Source organism: Georgenia sp. AZ-5 (genome assembly GCF_043952095.1).
Classification (GTDB): Bacteria; Actinomycetota; Actinomycetes; order Actinomycetales; family Actinomycetaceae; genus Georgenia.
The window spans coordinates 2,847,244-2,864,503 of the sequence record NZ_JBINOU010000001.1; the positions used below are offsets into that span (position 1 = coordinate 2,847,244).

At 68.9% G+C, this 17,260-nt stretch carries 17 protein-coding genes; 5 read left to right on the plus strand and 12 right to left on the minus strand.

The annotated features are described in order from the left end of the window. Positions 1-80: 80 nt before the first annotated feature. The 5 genes from ACF0H8_RS13330 to ACF0H8_RS13350 are packed head-to-tail and all read right to left on the minus strand — an operon-like array spanning position 81 to position 5,210. Entirely contained in the window at positions 81-1,319 is a 1,239-nt protein-coding gene (locus ACF0H8_RS13330) for a YhfT family protein (RefSeq protein WP_395289383.1), read from the minus strand. A gap of 28 nt (positions 1,320-1,347) precedes the next feature. Further along, entirely contained in the window at positions 1,348-1,716 is a 369-nt protein-coding gene (locus ACF0H8_RS13335; protein WP_395289384.1) for a DUF2620 family protein, read from the minus strand. 2 nt (positions 1,717-1,718) lie between these two features. Next, positions 1,719-2,723 (minus strand): histidine phosphatase family protein, encoded by a 1,005-nt coding sequence (locus ACF0H8_RS13340; protein ID WP_395289385.1) that lies wholly within the window; start codon positions 2,721-2,723, stop codon positions 1,719-1,721. 53 nt (positions 2,724-2,776) lie between these two features. Further along, complete coding sequence (locus ACF0H8_RS13345) at positions 2,777-3,793, minus strand: Gfo/Idh/MocA family protein (RefSeq protein WP_395289386.1); 1,017 nt, start codon at positions 3,791-3,793, stop codon at positions 2,777-2,779. A 4-nt stretch (positions 3,794-3,797) separates the two neighbouring features. Continuing rightward, positions 3,798-5,210, minus strand: coding sequence for an aspartate aminotransferase family protein (locus tag ACF0H8_RS13350; RefSeq protein ID WP_395289387.1), 1,413 nt, complete (start codon positions 5,208-5,210; stop codon positions 3,798-3,800). 64 nt (positions 5,211-5,274) lie between these two features. Here ACF0H8_RS13350 and ACF0H8_RS13355 point away from each other — a divergent pair, with 64 nt between their 5' ends. Together ACF0H8_RS13355 and ACF0H8_RS13360 are read left to right on the plus strand one after the other, a co-directional pair. After that, complete coding sequence (locus ACF0H8_RS13355) at positions 5,275-6,384, plus strand: aminotransferase class V-fold PLP-dependent enzyme (RefSeq protein ID WP_395289388.1); 1,110 nt, start codon at positions 5,275-5,277, stop codon at positions 6,382-6,384. Continuing rightward, the gene (locus ACF0H8_RS13360; protein WP_395289389.1) at positions 6,381-7,580 is read left to right on the plus strand and encodes a hypothetical protein; all 1,200 of its coding nucleotides are present in this window, start codon (positions 6,381-6,383) and stop codon (positions 7,578-7,580) included. The genes ACF0H8_RS13355 and ACF0H8_RS13360 overlap by 4 nt, the downstream gene beginning before the upstream one ends. A gap of 10 nt (positions 7,581-7,590) precedes the next feature. On the opposite strand, the gene ACF0H8_RS13365 is transcribed toward ACF0H8_RS13360, so the two are convergent. After that, positions 7,591-7,983 carry a PRD domain-containing protein gene (locus ACF0H8_RS13365; protein ID WP_395289390.1) on the minus strand — a complete coding sequence of 131 codons (393 nt, stop codon included), beginning with the start codon at positions 7,981-7,983 and terminating at the stop codon, positions 7,591-7,593. 122 nt (positions 7,984-8,105) lie between these two features. On the opposite strand from ACF0H8_RS13365, the gene ACF0H8_RS13370 reads away from it, so the two are divergent. Then, positions 8,106-8,855, plus strand: coding sequence for a GntR family transcriptional regulator (locus ACF0H8_RS13370; RefSeq protein ID WP_395289391.1), 750 nt, complete (start codon positions 8,106-8,108; stop codon positions 8,853-8,855). Positions 8,856-9,174: 319 nt separating this feature from the next. On the opposite strand, the gene ACF0H8_RS13375 is transcribed toward ACF0H8_RS13370, so the two are convergent. The 5 genes from ACF0H8_RS13375 to ACF0H8_RS13395 form a co-directional block, all read right to left on the minus strand. Continuing rightward, positions 9,175-10,029, minus strand: a complete 855-nt coding sequence (locus tag ACF0H8_RS13375) for a carbohydrate ABC transporter permease (protein WP_395289392.1) — start codon at positions 10,027-10,029, stop codon at positions 9,175-9,177. Then, the gene (locus tag ACF0H8_RS13380) at positions 10,029-10,844 is read right to left on the minus strand and encodes a carbohydrate ABC transporter permease (RefSeq protein WP_395289393.1); all 816 of its coding nucleotides are present in this window, start codon (positions 10,842-10,844) and stop codon (positions 10,029-10,031) included. The genes ACF0H8_RS13375 and ACF0H8_RS13380 overlap by 1 nt, the downstream gene beginning before the upstream one ends. 211 nt (positions 10,845-11,055) lie before the next feature. Continuing rightward, the gene (locus tag ACF0H8_RS13385; RefSeq protein ID WP_395289394.1) at positions 11,056-12,504 is read right to left on the minus strand and encodes an ABC transporter substrate-binding protein; all 1,449 of its coding nucleotides are present in this window, start codon (positions 12,502-12,504) and stop codon (positions 11,056-11,058) included. Between the two features lie 46 nt (positions 12,505-12,550). Continuing rightward, complete coding sequence (locus ACF0H8_RS13390; RefSeq protein WP_395289395.1) at positions 12,551-13,471, minus strand: sugar phosphate isomerase/epimerase family protein; 921 nt, start codon at positions 13,469-13,471, stop codon at positions 12,551-12,553. Next, a complete protein-coding gene (locus tag ACF0H8_RS13395; RefSeq protein ID WP_395289396.1) occupies positions 13,468-14,607 on the minus strand; it encodes a Gfo/Idh/MocA family protein in 1,140 nt (379 codons plus the stop codon). Before ACF0H8_RS13395 ends, ACF0H8_RS13390 begins: the two co-directional genes overlap by 4 nt. Positions 14,608-14,696: 89 nt before the next feature. Between ACF0H8_RS13395 and ACF0H8_RS13400 the strand changes: the two genes are divergently transcribed. Continuing rightward, positions 14,697-15,989: an ROK family protein gene (locus ACF0H8_RS13400; RefSeq protein ID WP_395289397.1), complete on the plus strand. Its 1,293-nt coding sequence runs from the start codon at positions 14,697-14,699 to the stop codon at positions 15,987-15,989. 82 nt (positions 15,990-16,071) lie between these two features. Then, positions 16,072-16,587 carry a transposase gene (locus ACF0H8_RS13405; protein ID WP_395290889.1) on the plus strand — a complete coding sequence of 172 codons (516 nt, stop codon included), beginning with the start codon at positions 16,072-16,074 and terminating at the stop codon, positions 16,585-16,587. Here the strand turns inward: ACF0H8_RS13405 and ACF0H8_RS13410 are convergent. Further along, the gene (locus ACF0H8_RS13410) at positions 16,499-17,146 is read right to left on the minus strand and encodes an MOSC domain-containing protein (RefSeq protein ID WP_395289398.1); all 648 of its coding nucleotides are present in this window, start codon (positions 17,144-17,146) and stop codon (positions 16,499-16,501) included. The two genes, ACF0H8_RS13405 and ACF0H8_RS13410, sit on opposite strands and share 89 nt — an antisense overlap. Positions 17,147-17,260 lie beyond the last annotated feature (114 nt).

Below are 17,260 nucleotides of genomic sequence, written 5' to 3' on the forward strand. Positions count from 1 at the left end.
ATGACGGATGACTACGGGGTCGACGGTGGCCGCGGCACCCCGCGGCGACGCCAGGAGACGAAGGTTGATCGCTAGCTCCATCAGCTGATCCAGACGCGTACGTTGGCGGCCAGCCCGACCAGGATCGCCGCCAGCGGCCCGATCGCCACGCGCATCACCCGCGTCCCTGACACCTCGTTGAGCAACCAGAAGCCGCCAACGACGAACAGTCCGACGCCCGGCCACATGGCGTTTGCGGTGATGAAACCTCCGACCAAGAGCGCGATCTCCGATACGAGCAGCAACCCGTCTCGGATCGCCGCGCCCGCGCCGTGGAGGCCCGGGTAGCGGGACATCAGTCGCTCGAAGCGGCCGACGCCCCACAGCTCCGCCCACATGCCCGCGGCGCCGGCGACGGCCGCTGCGGGTGCGAAGGGAATCAGGAGACCGAGGGCGAGCACGCCATCGGGCATCCCGGCGGACGTGTACGCGCGGCTGGCGAGCGCTGTGTACGTCACAAGCGGAACGAAACCAATCCAGGAGTAGAGACCGATCAGCGCCGCCTCGAGCGGATGGCCCAGACCGACCAGCATCACCGACGCCGGCTCGCCGGCCAGCCAGAAGAGCGATGTGCCCACCGCGAGCAGCGCACCGATGACCATCAGGGGCAGCGTCCCGCGCCGGACCTCCTGTCTGCCGGCCGCGAGTGGTTCTGGCAGCGGCGGCGGCTCGTCCACCCGCTGGCGGGTGGCGAGGATGATGTGGACGACGGCGCCGATCCCGAACGCCACTGCCGGGGCCGCCTCGAGGTCGGTCACGGCGGCGGCCACGTATGCAGCCGTGGTGACGGCGCCGACGACCAGCCCGCCGCGACGAACTCCGAACTGCGAGGCTGCGGCGACGACGGGAATCAGCGGCATCATCGCAAGCAGCGGCCGCCCGATCTCGATGAGTTCCGAGTCGATCGGCCGTGGCAGGTTGCCAAAGATCCAATGTGCACCGGAGACCGCACACGAGGCTGCAGCGCCCCACAGCAGGCCGGCTCCCACCACGAGGGGAGCCTTGCGCAGTCTGATACCGATCCAGTCGGCGGGGAGGCCGAGGAGGTGCTTCCCCATGACGCCGGTCGCCAGGCTTGTGGGGATGGCGTAGTGATAGACGAAGCCGGCCGACATGTCCCACGTCGTCCGAGCCGCCTCTGGCCGCTCCTGCCGCCCCTCGGCGACGTCGCGGACGAACGGCCTCACACCGTCGTGGAAGGCTGAGTAGCCCCGGTGCGTCGCCAGCGCGGCGAGCGCCGTGATGCCGCCGAAGAGGAGCGGCCGCCAGGGGATTTTCATCAGGGCACCATCTTCGCCGGCGCCTGGGTCACTGCCTGTCTGGGGACGCCGACAGCGCTTGGACCAACGTCGGGATCGCGGTGTCGACGTGGCTGAGCGCGAGCCCGAAGACCTTCTTGCCGGACGCGACTGCTTCGCGGATCTCCTCGCCCGTCGGTTGTTTGCTGGGCGTCGAGAGCTGCGCGCACGAGCCAGCGCCCAGCAAGGCCATGGGGATGGCAAGGGCGCCCCCTGCACCGCTCTGGCAGACGCCGATTGCGACGTCCGCCTGGCCGGCACGGACGTCGTTCGCGGCTTGGAAGTCGGACAGCGCCTCCACAACGCTGCCGGGAGGGGCAACGGAACGAATCAGACCCACGACCCGCTCACGGCCCATCCCGTAGGTAACGAAACGCATGGCTAGCCCTTCCGTTGTTGTAACCGTCCCCCCGCCACCTCGTCCAGACCGAGGTCGGCGTTCAGTTTGAGCAGCTTGCCCGTCCCCCTGCCCGCGACCTCGACGAGCGTCTCCGTCGCGTAGCGGAGGCCGAACCGGTAGTAGTGACGCGGGTCGCACCCGGCGATGTACGCCAGCAGGGGCTGGATGGTCCACGTGTGCGAGACGATCGCGATCGTCTCGCCGAGGTGCTCCTGGACGATCCTGTGGAATGCGCGGAGCACGCGTTCATGCACGCCGAGGATGCTCTCGCCACCCGGAAAGACCAGGTCCGCCGGATGGTGGAACCCCTCGTGCGGGAACTCCTCCTTGAACGTCACCTCCAGCCAGGGCAGGTACCGGACGTCACCGCGCTCGTGAACAGCGGCGAGCGTCATGCCCTCGAAGTCGCCCAGCGCGATCTCCTGCAGCGCCTCATCCACAACCGGCTCCAGGCGGTGCGGCTCCGCCACGTGGGCCGCGGTCTCAACCGCCCTCGTCAGTCCCGACGTGTACACGGCGGCGAGCGCGACATCTCGGAGCCTCTCCGCCGCCCGTTTCGCCTGTTCGTGACCGCGCGCTGTCAGACCGATTGGATGGTGGCTCCAGACCTGGCCACCGTCCTCGACGACCATCGACTGTCCGTGACGGATGAGGTAGACGCGGCAGGCATCCTCAGGCGCCGGTTCGACGGGGCAGTCGCCCCAGTTCAGCAGGTGCAGCACGCCGCGCCAGTCCTCCCCGACCTCGGCCAGGCTGAACGAGCCCGGCATGAGCACCAAGCACTCCGGGTCAGCGCCGGTGACATGGCCGATCAGCGCCCGGAGGGTCTGACGTGGCCCGGTCAAGGCAACCGTCCTGTCTCGGAGCATGACGGCCAGATCGCCGACGGCCTCGGCCGCGTCGACCGGGTTCGGCGGTACGGCGATGACCGCGTCGGGAGGGGTGTCGGCGAGCGGTGCCGGCAGCCCCCCGTCGCCGTCGGGCACGAACAGGATCCGGCAGGGCCGGGCGCCGGTGGGCTGGGGCTCGACGGTCATCGCTACACCGGCGCCCGCTCGGCCCGGCCGAGTCGCTGCTGCTCGTAGATCGACGCGATGACCGCCTGGGTACGACGCGCCGAGCGCCCGTCGCAGGCGGGTGGTCGGCCCTCGCGCACCGCCGCGGCGAAGTCGGCCAGGACCGCGATGTGGCCACGCCCGTACGGGGCCTTCGTCGGGAAAGCCGGATCATCCAGCAGGCCCTCGAACTCGTGCGTCTCCCGCCGCCCGTCGATTCGTCGCACCTCCAGCCGGGAGCTGTCCGTGAGCCACGCGGTCGCCTCGGTCCCGGCGATGCAGAGCCGGGACTCGAAGTCGACGGAGGACGCCAGCGTGGCGGCGATGGTCCCGAGGGCGCCGCTCTCGAACTTCAGCACTGCCGCGCCGGTGTCCTCGACCTCCGTGCCCATCGTCAGCGTCGCGACATACCCACGTGCGTCCGAGACCGCGCCCATCAGCCAGAGCAGGAGGTCGATCGTGTGGACGCCGAAGTTCGCCAGCGTCCCGCCGCCTGCGCCCTGGACCGATCCTCGCCAGGCGAAGTAGGCGGCATCCGAGGGTGCCTTGTGGTATTGGAAGATCGCCGTCCCGAGTACGAGGTCACCGAGCTCACCCGCCTCGATCAACCGCCGGAGGATGACGGAGTTGTCGTTGAAGCGGTGCTGGAAGACGACGCCGAGCTGGACACCGGCCGCGTCACATGCCTCGATCATGCGGTCGGCGTCCTGCAGCGTCGTCGCGAGCGGCTTCTCGCACAGCACGTGCACCCCCCGCTGCGCAAGATCGACGCACACGTCCGCATGCATCGAGTGGGGCAGGCACAGCGAGACCGCCTCGGCCCCTGCGTCGACGAGCTCCTGGTAGTCGGTGAAGCCGGGCAGGCCCCACTGCTCCACGGCTGCCCGGAGATGTTCCTTGTCGATGTCGGCGAAGCCGACGAGCTCCACGCCCTCGACGAGGCGCGCCGCCTGGACGTGGTTCCGGTAAATCCGGCCGCACCCGACGATTCCGAGCTTCATCGCTCTACGCCCCGCACGACTCGGTGATCGCCTGCTTGGTGATCCTGATCATCTCATCGACCTCGTCCTCCGTCGCAATGAAGGACGGGAACAGGGTGATGATGTCGCCGATCTCGAAGCCTCCGGACTGTGCGACGACGTCGCGGGCGGAGCGGAGCATGAACTTTTCCTTCATCGCCGCCGCGACAACGCCCCGGCCGATGCCGGCTTCGGCGGGGAACGGCTTCCGCGTCGCCTTGTCCTCCACGAGCTCGATGCCGATGAGGAAGCCCTTCCCACGGACGTCGCCGACATGGGGATGCTCCGCCCCGAACTCGCGGAAGGCGCTGAGCATCTTGTCGCCCAGCCGCGCCACGTTCTCGACGAGCCGGTCCCGGGCAAGGATGTCCAGAACGGCGAGGCCGGCGGCGCACGCGCCCGCATGACCGGAGTAGGTGTGCCCGTGGACCTTGGCCTGGCCGGCCGCACCGTCGTCGACCAGGACCTCCATCAGGCTCTGGGAGACGATCGCGGCGCCGAGCGGCACGTAGCCGCCCGTGATGCCCTTCGAGGCGGTGACGATGTCCGGCACGACGTCGTAGTGCTCGCAGCCGAAGTAACGGCCGGTGCGGCCGAAGCCGATAAACACCTCGTCGTCGAGCCACACGATGTCGTACTGGTCGCAGATCTCGCGGAGCCTCTTGAGGTAGCTGGCGGGCGGCGGCAGGATCAGGCCGGCCGGGATCGACTCGGCGAAGATCGCCCCGACGGTCTCCGGTCCCTGACGCAGGATCTCGTCCTCGATCGCCTGCGCGCAAGAGGCCGCGTACTCCTCGACGCTCTGCCCCTCCGGCCGGCGGTAGGTGTAGCAGGTCGGAACCTCCACGAAGCCAGGGACGAGCGGCTGGAACCAGTCGCGGTAGTCCGGGCTGGCGGAAGCGCTGGCGGCGATGAGCGAGACACCGTGGAAGCCAGTCGTCCGATAGATGACCTTGCTCTTCTCCGGCTGGCCCTTCTTCTTGTGGTAGGCCTTGATGATCTGCGCCGCCGTCTCGACAGCCTCGCTGCCGGACGATGTGAAGAACGAGGTCGCCAGGTCACCGGGAGCAACCTCGGCGATCCGACGCGCCAGCTCGATCGCCGGCTCGTTGAGGTACGTCCGCACGGACGCGTAATGGAGCTTGGAAAGCTGCTGTGCAACGGCGTCCGCGACCTCCTGCTGCCCGTAGCCGATCGTCGCGGCCGCCGAGCCGCCCCCGAGCCCGTCGAGGTACGTGTTGCCATCGATGTCAGTGATGCGGATCCCGCTGCCGCTGACCGCGATCGGGCCCTGCGCCTTTCGCGTCGCCGTGATCGGAGTGCCGTGCCTCCACAGGTACCTCACGGCGTCGTCGACGAGGTCTTCCTTGCTGCGTCCTTGCATGGCCGAGAGCGTCATGTTGCCCCTCCGTCAGGTCCCATGTCATCATAACGTTACTACAACTGGCGGGACGGGGGTACCCGTGGTGGTTGGCACCGCACCTGAGACCCATCCCCTGCGCGCACCGACGCTCGGCGAGGCGCGGGAGACCCAGTTCCGCCTCATGGAGTGCGTGTGCGCGCACTTCGACGGGGCCCAGCTCCTCCAGGCGGACTACGGCAACGTCCCCGGCCTGGGCCGGCCGCGGACCACCGCGCGCGTCGAGGCGGTACTCGCGGACTTCTTCGGCGCCTCTGCCTGCGTGCTGGTGCAGGGCTCGGGAACGGGCGCGATCCGCTCCATGCTCGCCGCGGCACTGAGGCCGACCGAGAAGCTGGTCGTCCATGCGGGCGCCCCGTACGCGACGACGCGCACGTCCTTCTCCGCGATGAGTCTCGACCTCGTCGAGGTCGACTACAACGAGCCCTCCGACCTCGACGCCCTGCTCGACGGCTTGCGCGGAGTCGGCTGGGCGTACGTCCAACATCCGCGGCACGACATCGAGGACTCCTACGACCCCGGAGCGGTGATCCGACGGCTGCGCGCGGCCGGCCTGCGCGTGCTGACCGACGACAACTACACCGTCTTCAAGGTGCCGCGGACCGGCGTGGAGCTGGGCGCCGACGCGACCGCCTTCTCGCTGTTCAAGATGCTCGGCCCGGAGGGCGTCGGCTGCGTCGTCGGCGCGGAAGACATCGTCGACCGCATCCACGAGGACAACTACTCCGGCGGCGGGCAGGTGCAAGGACCACAGGCCCTGGACGGGTTGCGCTCCCTCGTGCTGGCACCGGTGCTGTGGGCCGTCCAAGCCGAAGTGGTCGACGAGGTGGCCAACCGCCTGAGCTCCGGAGAGGTGCCGGGCATCGCGACGGCGAAGGTGGTCAACGCACAGGACCGAATGATCCTCGTCCTGACCGAGGAGCCGATCGCGCAGCGTGTGGTTGAGCTGAGCCGGCAGTTCGGCGGCCAGAACTACCCCGTGGGCGCGAACTCGCGCTACGAGATCGCGCCGTTCATCTACCGGCTCTCGGGCGCCAACCTCGAGTCCCGGCCCGAGCTCGCCGACTACGCGGTCCGCGTCAACCCGGTCCGCGCCGGCAGCGACCTCGTGATCTCGATCCTGCGGCGCAGCATCGAGGCGGCAAAGAAATGACCGCGCCGAATCCGCCGGCAGAGTACGCGGCCGCGATCGAGCGGACAGCCGTCCGTGAGCACATCACGGTGGCGCAGGCAGCCGCCGAGCAGCACCGCCTGGTGGATGCCATCCAGCAGATACTCGGCTCCGACGAGATCTTCACCGAGGACTACGGCCAGGAGCGCTCCCTCGCGACCGGTGCGTTCGGCAGCGGTGGGCGACCAGTCGCGACGGCGAAGGTGGAGTCGGCGCTGGCGCGTTACTTCGGCACAGGCGACGCCGTCCTGGTGCCGGGCGCCGGCACCGGCGCGATCCGGGGGGTGCTCAGCTCCGTACCGCCGCGCGGGCGCGTCGTTGTGCACAGTGCGCTCCCGTACAAAACGACCGCGGCGGCGCTCGAGCGAATGGCGCTCGAGACGGTGCCGGTCGACTTCAACGACCTCGGCGCTGTGCGCTCGGCAGTTCAGCACGGCCTGGTGGACGCGCTCTACGTCCAGCACGTTCCGCACCAGCTCGGCGACGTCTACGAGCTCGCCGACGTCATCGCGGTCGGGCGCGAGAGTGGCGGTGACGGCTTGCTCGTGCTCGTCGACGACAACTACGCGGCCATGCGCTCGCCGAGAATCGGTGTGCAGTGCGGCGCGGACGGTTCCGCTCTGTCGCTGTTCAAGCTGCTGGCGCGCAGCAACATCGGCTGCGTCCTGGGAAGCGGGCGTGTGACGTCCGCCGTCCGGCGGGACCTGTCCTCCGCCGGCTCACAGGTGCAGGGCGCGGACGCGATGGACGCGCTTCGCTCGCTCGTCTACGCGCCCGTGGCGCTGGCGCTGCAGAACGCCGTGGTCGTCGAGGCAGCGGCCGAGATCAATCGGCTGGCGGGCGCGGGCCAGCTGCCGTACGTGCGGTGCGCGATCCCGTCACAGCTGGCCATGCGGGCCATCGGCCTCGTCTTCGACGCGCCGATCGCGGAACCGTTCCTCCGCTCTGCTTGGCGGAACGGGTCACCGAGTCGGTCCGTCGGCGAGGAGGCTCGCTACGATGTGGTGCCGCTCTTCACCTACCTCGCGGGCACGTTCCTCAAGAGCGCACCGGGGATCGAGCGCTACGTCGTGCGAATCAACCCCTTGCGCGGAGGCACGGAGACGATCGTCCGGGTGCTCGAGGCGGCCCTGGAGGACGCGAAGCTGCGGGCAGATGCGGCGGCGGCGTCGGTCTAGCCCCACGCCGTCACTTCGCTCGCCCGCCGCCGCGCTGGCGCATCTTCAGCGCACACAGGTGCAATGCCAGGTAGGCGATCTCGCTGTCCGGCACCGCGCGCCCCAGGCGCTCGCCGCAGCGCCCGAGGACCCGGTGAGCGAACTCGTTCTCGCGTGGGCACCCGGCGAGCTCATCGGTCACGACGGACACCGTTGTCGTCACGGGCTCGCCACGGTCGAGGCGGCCGAGTGCCATCGCCAGGTGGGTCACCAGCTGAGCGCCGTGCTCCTCGTCCAGCTCAAGCTCGAACTCGCGCTCGATGTCATCCACGACGTCCTCGGTCAGCCGCCGGGCGGGAGACGTGATCTGCCCGGCCCCTTCGAGCAGGTCCAGCCTGGCGGTGAAGGCGGCTGCAGCGCTCATGGGCCCTCCGCACGCAGTTCTGGGCGGACAGCCGGGGTGGACTTGACGCGGCGCCCGGCGCCATACTTCGTGACATTATGACAATTCATCCGCCACTCCAGGCAGTCCGACGCGATTCCCCGGTGCCGTACTACGAGCAGCTCAAGCGGCTCATCGCCGGGCAGATCGAAAGTGGGATGTACGGACCCGGCGACATGCTGCCCGCCGAGTGGGAGCTGTGCAACACCTACCAGGTCTCCCGCACGGTGGTGCGCCAGGCCCTCGGCGAACTGGTCAACGAGGGCCAGCTCTACCGGCAGCGCGGCAAGGGCACGTTCGTCGCCGCCCGACCCTCGCGCGAACAATTCATCGAGAGCACCGTCGGCTACTTCGAGGACCTGCCGAGCGGCGGAGACACCGTCCATCGCAAGGTGCTCGCCATCCGGCTCGCGGAGCCACCACAGAAGGTGGCCGACGCACTGAGCCTGGCGCCGGGCACGCAATGCGTCGAGGTCGAGCGGCTGCGCTACGTCGACGGCGACATCCACTCGTACACGAAGCACTACCTGCCGACAGCGCTGCATCCCGATCTGCTAGCGGCACTCCGCGACTTCGACCTGGAGTCCCAGTCGCTCTACACCTTCCTCGAGGAGGTCTGCGGGATCCGTATCCGTTCCGGCCATCGGACGCTCGAAGCGGCCGCGACCTCGCCACGAGTAGCGAGACTGCTCGAAACGTCCCCCGGCGCCCCCGTGCTCCACATCCGCGGGCTCGGCCGCGACGTCACCGAACAGCCGGTAGAGCTGTTCGACGCGTGGCACCGCAGCGATCGAACGCAAGTAGACATCGAGGTCGCCGGCCCGACGCGCTCCGCCAGCGTGGTCAGCCCCTGACCGCGATGTGTGCCCCCGGCCGGCTTCCACGTCACCGGGGTCGACCTCAAGGCGGGCCCGTGGTGGAGTCGCCGGCATGTTGCCGCCATCGCGGAGCAACTCCGGGTCTGAGTCCGCCCGCTGTCCTTGCAGGCTGCAGCGCGCACCGTAGGTAGCTGGTTCGTGCGCCCACAGCGGCGCGTGAGGTCTCGGCGCCGGGCGTCGATCGGCGGGGGTGCGGTTCCACGTCGCTCGTCACGCCGATCCGTTGCTCGATGTCGGCTGCGGCCACCGATGCCACCCGGAGACTGCACCACCGAGGTCGTCACCAAATCGCTGCCTACTTGACGGCGCCGAACGTCAGGCCGGAGACGATCCGGCGCCGCATGACGAAGGTGAGGACGAGTATGGGCGCCGTGATGACCGTTGCTGCAGCGGTGAGGTTCCCCCACTGGGTCCCGAACATTCCGGTGAACTCCTGCACACCCACGGGCGCCGTTCTGGCTGCCGCCCGCGTCAGCGAGAGGGCGAACAGGAACTCATTCCAGGAAAGGATCGCCGAGAGGATGGCGACCGTGGCCACGGCCGGCGCGAGAAGCGGCAACAGAACGCTGCGCAGGATGCGCCAGCGGGAGGCGCCGTCCACCAGCGCCGCCTCTTGGAGCTCGAACGGTATCTGGAGGATCGAACTGCGCAAGATCCACACGGCGATCGGGAGGTTGAAGGCGGCGTACGGAACGATGAGCACCGGGTACTTGTCGATCACGCCGAGCTTCCCGGCGTAAACGAAGATGGGGATCACCGCCACGATTGGCGGAAACATGTAGGTGGAGAGAATCCACGACGACAGACGCTTGCGTGGCCGGAAATGCCGCATCGACAACGCGTAGGCCGCGGGAACGGCGAGCGCGATGGTCAACAAAGTAGAACCGGTCGTCACCGCCAGACTGTTGAAGAGCAGCCGATCATAGCCGATGGAGGTGCCGCCACCTCCCCAGATGATCTGTTGGTAGTGCTCGAACGTCGGCGTGAAAATCCACGTGGGCGGGAGGCTCTTGACGATGCCTTCCGGCTTGAGGGACGTGGCCACCATGAATACCAGCGGCACGAGTGCGCAGAGAATCCACAGCCACACCATTCCACGGCCGATGGTGCGCGTGACAATACCGCCATTCCGGCCTTTGGTCAGCGACATTATGCCTCCTCAGGTTCGGCGTTGCGGCCGACCGCCCGCATGAGCGCAGGAGTGAGCAGGAGCAACACGATCAGGAGGAGAACGGCCATCGCGGAGGCAGCCCCGATCTGGAAGCTTTGCAGCGCAATTCGGTAGATGCCGAGGTTGATGATCTCGGTGGACGTACCCGGGCCCCCATTGGTCAGCACCTTGAACGAGTCGAACGTCTTGAACGCCTGGATGGTCCGCAAGACGACGGCGATGGCGATGAACGGCGTCAGTTGCGGCAATACGACGTTCCAGAACGTCTGCCACCGGTTCGCCCCGTCGATCGCCGCCGCCTCGAGGGGCTCTGGCGGAATGGTCTGCAGCCCGGCGATGAGGATGAGAGCGACGAACGGAGTCCACTGCCAGACATCCAGGCCGATGAGGGCCACCCAGGCTGTTCTGGAATGACTGAGCCACTCGATGTTTCCTGGCAGCCCGATGCTGCCGAAGTAATAATTGATCCATCCGTAGTTGGGATTGAGCAGCTCCTTGAATATCAATGCGGACACGACAGGCGTCACGGCGAACGGAAGGAGAAGCAAGGTGGTGCCGACCGTGCTGGCTCGGGTGCGTGCCGAGAGCGCTAGGGCGAACACCAGCCCGAGTACCAGTTCCAGCGCCACCACTATCCCGACGAACACGAGGGTGACCAGGATGCTGTGGCGTATCCCGGGGGCGCTCAGCACGTCGCGGTAGTTGTCGAGACCGACCCAGCCGCCACCGGTACCCAGGAGCACCTCGTTACGGAAGCTGGCCCTCAGGATGTAGATGGCCGGGACGACGGTCATGATGAGAAGCACGACCATCAAGGGGGCCATGAGGACCCAAGCGCTCAGTTGGCTGGGGCCCTTGCGTCGTGCCGCCTGGGGGGCTGCCGGCGGTCCGTCGCGAACCGGCCGCACGCCCGTGCGCGTGGGCTGGCCAAGCTGAGGACGCACCCGACCGGGGACACCAACATTCATTTCTGCCCTCCCAACAGGGTGCGGACGTCACGGCTGATCAGGGCGTGGGCACCTCATAACCGGCCTGCTCGAGCAACCGGCTCACCTCCGCCGCGGCCTCGTCCAGCGCGACGCGAGGCGTGGCCGCTTCCGTCGCGGCGCGGTTGACTCCAACTGCGATGGCGTGGCTGATCTCGGTGTAGTTGGTCAGCCGCGGGCGGCCCACTCCCACCTCGAGAGATTCGCCCAGGGCGGCGTAGAAGTTGTCCTCACCGCCTTCTTGGCTGAGTGAGTCGTACACAGAGGTACGGGTGGGGTGGAGCTGGTTCTCGGTCATGGCGAGCTGTTGCTCGCTCGCGGTGAGCCACTTGATCGCGCTGTACGCGCATTCCTTGTGCTCAGAGTTCTTGTTGATCGACAGCATCCAGGTGCCGAAGTGTGGCCCTCGGTCGACACCCTCCGGGGCGATCGCGTACGCGATCTCGCCCTCGACGTCGGGGTTGAGCGCGAGAGAGTGGTAGTTGAAGCTCATCGCCGTGAGGCCGCTGTCGAAGGTGGATGCGGCCTCGTCCCATGACGCGGCCGTGGTCCCTGGCGGAACGACCTTCTTCTCCGCGATCAGGTCGACGTAGTAGCTGAGCGCCTGCTCGCCCTCGGGCCCGGCAAAGTCGATCGAGAAGTCCTCCCCGATCAGCCGGCCGTTACCTCCGAAGGCGGCCAGCAGGGTTTTGAAGTCGTCGGTGGCCCAGTCGCCGACACCCGCCATCATCGTGGTGCCGTAGAGGTTCTCGCCCGGACGCGTGAAGAACTCCGCGACCTCCGTGAACTCGTCCCAGGTCTGTGGCACCGTGAGTTCGCGGCCATACCTTGCCTGGAAGTCCGCCTGCTCCTGGGGATCGTCGAACATGTCCTTGCGATATGCCATGACGAAGGCATTCGCCTGGATCGGCAGCCCGTAGACGTCGAACCCCTCGCCGGTGATCGCGTCGATGGCGGGCTCGGCCGTCAGGTCGGGGTACTGAGCGACCGTATCTTCGGGATCGTAGACGGCGGTGTCGTAGAGGACCTTGGGGATGAAGTCACCAAGCTCCGCCGACTCCTCATTGAGATCTGGGTTCGTCAGGTACTGCGACAGCGGCTCGAGCGAGTCGACCAACGGCGGCGCATAGGAGACGTCGACGATGAAGATGTCGTAGTAGGGGCTTTGGGAGGCAGCTTCGGAGAACACCTTCGGTTGCAGCGACTCGAAGGGCTGCGTCTCCATCTCCAGCTCCACCCCGAACTCCTCGCGGAACTGGGGCAGCAATTCCTGGACCGCGGCGGCATTGGCCTCCGCCGTGGCGTAGAGCATCCGCACGGGCTGCTGACACTGCGCACCCCCGGTTGCTTCTGTCTCGGCGTTGTCCTCCTCGACCCCGGGGGTGCAGGCGGCGAGACCGACACCGAGCGCGCTGAGGGTGACGGTGACCGCGAGGGAGAGCCGGCGGGATCTGCGATCGATGAGCATCTTTACTCCTAGGGGCCGGTTGGGCGGTGGGACGCGACAGGGCAGTTCAGGAGACGATGAGGGGGCGAAGGGTGCGGTGGGCGATCTGGAGCCCGGTGCGTACGCGGTCCTCGTCGCCGCCCCAGACGGGGTCCTCGTGCTCGACCGAGAGCACCCCGTCGAACCCGCCCTCGTAGAGAGTGTCGATCAGGCGCCGCCAGTCGACCTCGCCGAGGCCCGGCACGCGGTAGCGCCACCAGCCGACGTCCCACGGGTCCTCGCGGACGACCGCCTTGCCGGGATAGCCGTACCGGTTGCGCCGGTCGGGGAAGGTCTCGATGTCCTTGGCCTGGGCGTGGGCGACGTGGTCGACGTAGGGGCGCAGCGCCTCGATCGGATCGATGCCCATCCACACCAGGTGGGAGGGGTCGAAGTTGAGGTACAGGCCCAGTGAGAACATCCACTCCCACAGCTCCGGGGAGTAGGCGAGGTTGCCGGGGTAACCGTCCGGATGCCAGCCTTCCATCACGCAGTTCTCGATGATGATCTTCACCCCGAGCTCGCCGGCGCGCTCCACGAGCGGGGCGAACACCGTCTCGGCGGCGCACAGATTTTCGGCCACGGTCTGGCCGGGGTGCCGTCCGACGAAGGTGCCGACCGTGGGGCATTCCAGGGCGGCGGCCGCCTCCAGACAGGCCAGCACGTGGTCGTTGATGGCCTGCCGCTCCTCGGGGTCGGGATGGAGGTTGTTGTCGTAGAAGCTCAGGCTCGATGCTGTCAGCCCGTGCCTGTCCATCAGCGCCCGCACACTCTCAGCACCGGCTCGGTTGAAGCTCTCGGCCTTCAGGTGCGTGGCGGTGAACGGACGGTCCCCGAGATCAGGCCACGCGGCGATCTCGAGCGCCTCGAAGCCGTTCTGGCCTGCCCAGGTGGCGATCTCCTCCAGGCTGCGCCCGGGGAGGCACGCCGTCAGGAATCCCAGCTTCATCGCGGTACCTTCACCCAGGTGCGGTTGGCGGCGGAATCCAGCACGGCGTGCGTGAGGACGGCGGCGCGCAGGCCGTCGGCGAAGGTCGGCAGCCCGTCGGCTGCCTCGCCACGGACCGCGGCGTAGACGTCCCGCACAAAGCTGTTGAAGGCGTCCTGGTAGCCCTGCGGGTGTCCAGCCGGGAGGGAAGTGTGCCGCGCGGCGTCGGGCGACGCGGCGTCAGTGCCCCGAGTGACCAGGGCAGTCGACGTCCTGGAGCCGAGCCATAGCGATTCCGGCAATTCCTGGTCGAATGCCATGGAGCTGTTCGCTCCGTCGATGGAGAACCAGAGGCGGTTCTTGCGCCCGGGTGTCACCTGACTCGCCACGAGGCAGCCCAGGGCCCCCCGGTCGGTCTCGAACAAGAGCGTCACGGCGTCCTCGGTGCCGACGGCGGCCCGGCCGCCCCGCTCCGGAACGGCGATGAGCGTCCGGGCGGTCAGTGCGACGATCCGCTCGCCGGTGACGAACTCGACGAGGTCGCACCAGTGGACGCCGATGTCGGCGAAGGCGCGGCTGGCGCCGCCGAGGCGGGTGTCGACCCGCCAGTTGTCGTCGCTGGCGGTGGACAGCCAGTCCTGCAGGTACGAACCGTGGATGAGGTGCACCGGACCGGCCTCGCCGGCGCGCACCCGGCTCCGCGCCTCACGAACGGTCGGGTAGAACCGGTAGACGAAGGGGATGGCGGTCACCAGGCCGTCGGTCTGCTCGGCCAGCGCCCGGGCGTCATCAACCGTGGTCGCCAAGGGTTTCTCGCAGACGACGTGCTTGCCGGCAGCGAGGGCCCGCTCGGCGATCTCCGCGTGGAGGTGGTTCGGCGTGCACACATGTACGACGTCGACGTCCTCAGCCGTGACGAGCTCGGCTACGTTCGTGACGCCCCGGCCCGCGCCCAGCTCGGCCGCGGCCGTGGCCGCCCTTTCCGGCGCGGACGCGGTCACGGCGGTCAAGACACCGCCGGCGGCCCGGACCGCCTGGGCGTGCACCCTGCCCATGAACCCCGCTCCTACGAGGCCGGACCGCACCGGCGGCGCGGCCGTGCGACCGCCCGCCGTGGGCCTCCAAGGCGTCCCGGGCGTGACACCTTCGTCGTGCATGAAGCGAACTTAAGCACGCGCCATGCACAAGTCAACATCTGTAGTGTAGAACGATGACGAGCAGCGGCAGAGTGCGGCACTATGGCACCGTGCCTGGCAGTAACGGCAGGTGGACGGAGGACCAGCTCGACTCGATGGTGCGGGTCCTCGAGCTCGTGCGCGCCGGGACGGCCCGGACGCGCCCGGAGATCGCACGGGTCTCGGGGCTGGGGCGGACTGTCGTCACCCAGCGCGTCGAGCAGCTGATCCGCGCCGGCCTCCTGCGGGACGGCTCGCTGGCACCCTCAACCGGGGGGCGTGCCGCCCGCCGGCTGGAGCTCAACGCAGAGGTGGGCTACGTCCTTGTGGGGGAGCTCGGCGCGACCAGCATCGACGTAGGCCTCTCCGATCTGGCCGGGAACCTGCTCGCCCAGGAGCAGGAGACGGCCGACGTGGCGGATGGGCCCGAGCCGGTGCTCTCCCGGGTGCACGAGTTGTTCTCGGAGCTGCTGGAACGCACAAGGATCGCTCGGGACGCCGTGTGGGGTGTGGGGCTGGGGCTTCCCGGGCCGGTCGAGTTCGCGTCGGGCCGGCCGGTCTCCCCGCCCATCATGCCCGGCTGGGACGGGTTCGACGTGCGCGGGTTCTTCGCGGGACTGGGATACGCCGCCCCGGTCTGGGTCGACAACGACGTCAACGTGATGGCCCTCGGCGAACTGCGTGGCGGGCTTGCCATGGGCGAGAGGGACGTCGTGTACGTCAAGATCGGCAGCGGCATCGGGGCCGGTCTGGTCTCGCAGGGCCGCCTGCACCGTGGCGCCCAGGGCGGCGCGGGGGACATCGGCCACACCGCGGTAGTCTCCGACGCCCATATCGTCTGCCGCTGCGGGAAGGTCGGCTGCCTCGAGGCGGTAGCCGGCGGGCAGGCCATCGCTCGCGACGGCCGGTCGGCCGCCGAGGACGGTAGCAGCCCGCGCCTGGCCAAGTCACTCGCGGAGCGCGGAAAGATCCGCTCGGAGGACGTCGCCGAGGCCGCCGCGTTCGGTGACCGGGTGGCGATCGAGCTGCTGGCGCGGTCGGCGGTCACGGTTGGTGAGGTGCTGGCGCGCATCGTCAACTTCTTCAATCCGTCGCTGATCCTTCTCGGCGGGGGGGTGACATCCGTGGGCGACGGGTACCTGGCCCAGATCCGGCAGACCGTGCTGAGCCGGTCGCTCCCGCTGGCGACGCGGGAACTCCACATCATGCGTTCCCTCGCCGGCGATCAGGCGGGACTGCGAGGGGCCGCCTACATGGTCGTCGACGAGCTTCTCTCGCCGGAGCGTCTGCTGTCCTGGATCAATGAGGGCTCCCCTGCCGGGCGGCCCGAGCTGGTGGAGGGCCCACTGGGGCGTGTCTCCTGAACTGGCCGCGGTCGCCCTGAAATGCTCGAGCGTGTCGCGATCTGCAGTGCTGACCGATGCTCAGTGGGAGTTGATCGAGCCGATGGTGCCGCCCTCGCTGGGCCGGCGGGGCCGGCCCTTCCGCGACCACCGCCCGGTCGTGGAGGGCATCCTCTACCGGTACAGGGCCGGGATCCCCTGGCGAGACCTGCCCGAGCGGTTCAGGCCGTGGCAGACGGTGTGGAAGCGGCACCGCTTCAGCGCGGACGGCACCGGGACAAGATCCACACGACTCTGCCGGCCGCGGACGACGCCGGTGCGGGCGCTGGCCGACAAGGCCTACTCCTCCCGGGTCAACCGGGAGCTGCTGCGCCGGCGCGGCATCCAGGCCGTCATCCCCGAACGCTGCGACCGTGTCGCCGACCGCAAGCGCCGCGCCTCCACGGGCGGCCGGCCGGTCACCTGCGACACCGAGGCCTTCGAGACCTGGCGGTCCGCACCTTCCCGACACAGGGATCGCGTCCGGGGTGCTACACAGACGGCCTCGCGGCCGCGCGATCGACGTGATCGCGGAGGTACTCGGCCATGCCCCACTCCGAGGCGTCCTCGTGCGACGTGAGCGCGCGGGCGTCGTCAGGGTCGTTCGCGCTGAACCACCGGCTCACGGTCACGCCGTGCCCGGGCCGGTGCACGACCGTGATCTCGCTCCCCGGGGCGACGAACCCGCCGACGAGCACGCGCAGGTAGGCGCCCGTGCGGCCGTGGGCCGTGAACCGCTTGACCCAGCGGTCCTGCTTGAGCCAGCGCCCGAAGGTCGAGCAGGGCGTCCGGGGCCCGGTGACCTCGACCTCGAGCTCGTCGCCGATGCGCCAGCGCTCCCCGATCTCGGCGTCGTCGACAGCTATGCCGCTGCTGCGCAGATTCTCGCCGAAGCGACCCGGAGGCACCGGCTCGCGCAGCTCCGCCGCCCAGTACTCGGCCTCGGCCTCGTCGAAGACGTAGAGCGCCTTCTCCGGGCCGCCGTGATGCTTGCGATCGGCCTGGACGTCGCCCCGGAGGCCGTAGGGCCCCACGCGCACCGGCCCGCTCACCGGCCGCTTGTCGATGGCGGTGACGCCGACCGCTCCCGAGTCACCGTGCAGCTCGGCCACCCGGCACACGTGCGTCACCACCGCCACGCCCTACCTCCACCTTCGAACGTACCCGAGCAGCTGGTCCCGCCCGGCTGAGCAAGGTCGTGCCTGGCGCTGAAGGCACTGCGGCCCTTCACGAGACCCTGGTCCCCGCGGTGC

Excerpts from the sequence above, each read along its gene's own strand:
- ACF0H8_RS13385 (WP_395289394.1), bottom strand. The coding sequence starts at position 12,504 with ATGCTCATCGATCGCAGATCCCGCCGGCTCTCCCTCGCGGTCACCGTC.
- ACF0H8_RS13375 (WP_395289392.1), bottom strand. The coding sequence starts at position 10,029 with ATGTCGCTGACCAAAGGCCGGAATGGCGGTATTGTCACGCGCACCATC.
- ACF0H8_RS13380 (WP_395289393.1), bottom strand. The coding sequence starts at position 10,844 with ATGACCGTCGTCCCGGCCATCTACATCCTGAGGGCCAGCTTCCGTAAC.
- ACF0H8_RS13365 (WP_395289390.1), bottom strand. The coding sequence starts at position 7,983 with ATGAGCGCTGCAGCCGCCTTCACCGCCAGGCTGGACCTGCTCGAAGGG.
- ACF0H8_RS13360 (WP_395289389.1), top strand. The coding sequence starts at position 6,381 with ATGACCGCGCCGAATCCGCCGGCAGAGTACGCGGCCGCGATCGAGCGG.
- ACF0H8_RS13390 (WP_395289395.1), bottom strand. The coding sequence starts at position 13,471 with ATGAAGCTGGGATTCCTGACGGCGTGCCTCCCCGGGCGCAGCCTGGAG.
- ACF0H8_RS13330 (WP_395289383.1), bottom strand. The coding sequence starts at position 1,319 with ATGAAAATCCCCTGGCGGCCGCTCCTCTTCGGCGGCATCACGGCGCTC.
- ACF0H8_RS13350 (WP_395289387.1), bottom strand. The coding sequence starts at position 5,210 with ATGACGCTCTCGGCCATGCAAGGACGCAGCAAGGAAGACCTCGTCGAC.
- ACF0H8_RS13345 (WP_395289386.1), bottom strand. The coding sequence starts at position 3,793 with ATGAAGCTCGGAATCGTCGGGTGCGGCCGGATTTACCGGAACCACGTC.
- ACF0H8_RS13405 (WP_395290889.1), top strand. The coding sequence starts at position 16,072 with ATGGTGCCGCCCTCGCTGGGCCGGCGGGGCCGGCCCTTCCGCGACCAC.
- ACF0H8_RS13335 (WP_395289384.1), bottom strand. The coding sequence starts at position 1,716 with ATGCGTTTCGTTACCTACGGGATGGGCCGTGAGCGGGTCGTGGGTCTG.
- ACF0H8_RS13395 (WP_395289396.1), bottom strand. The coding sequence starts at position 14,607 with ATGCACGACGAAGGTGTCACGCCCGGGACGCCTTGGAGGCCCACGGCG.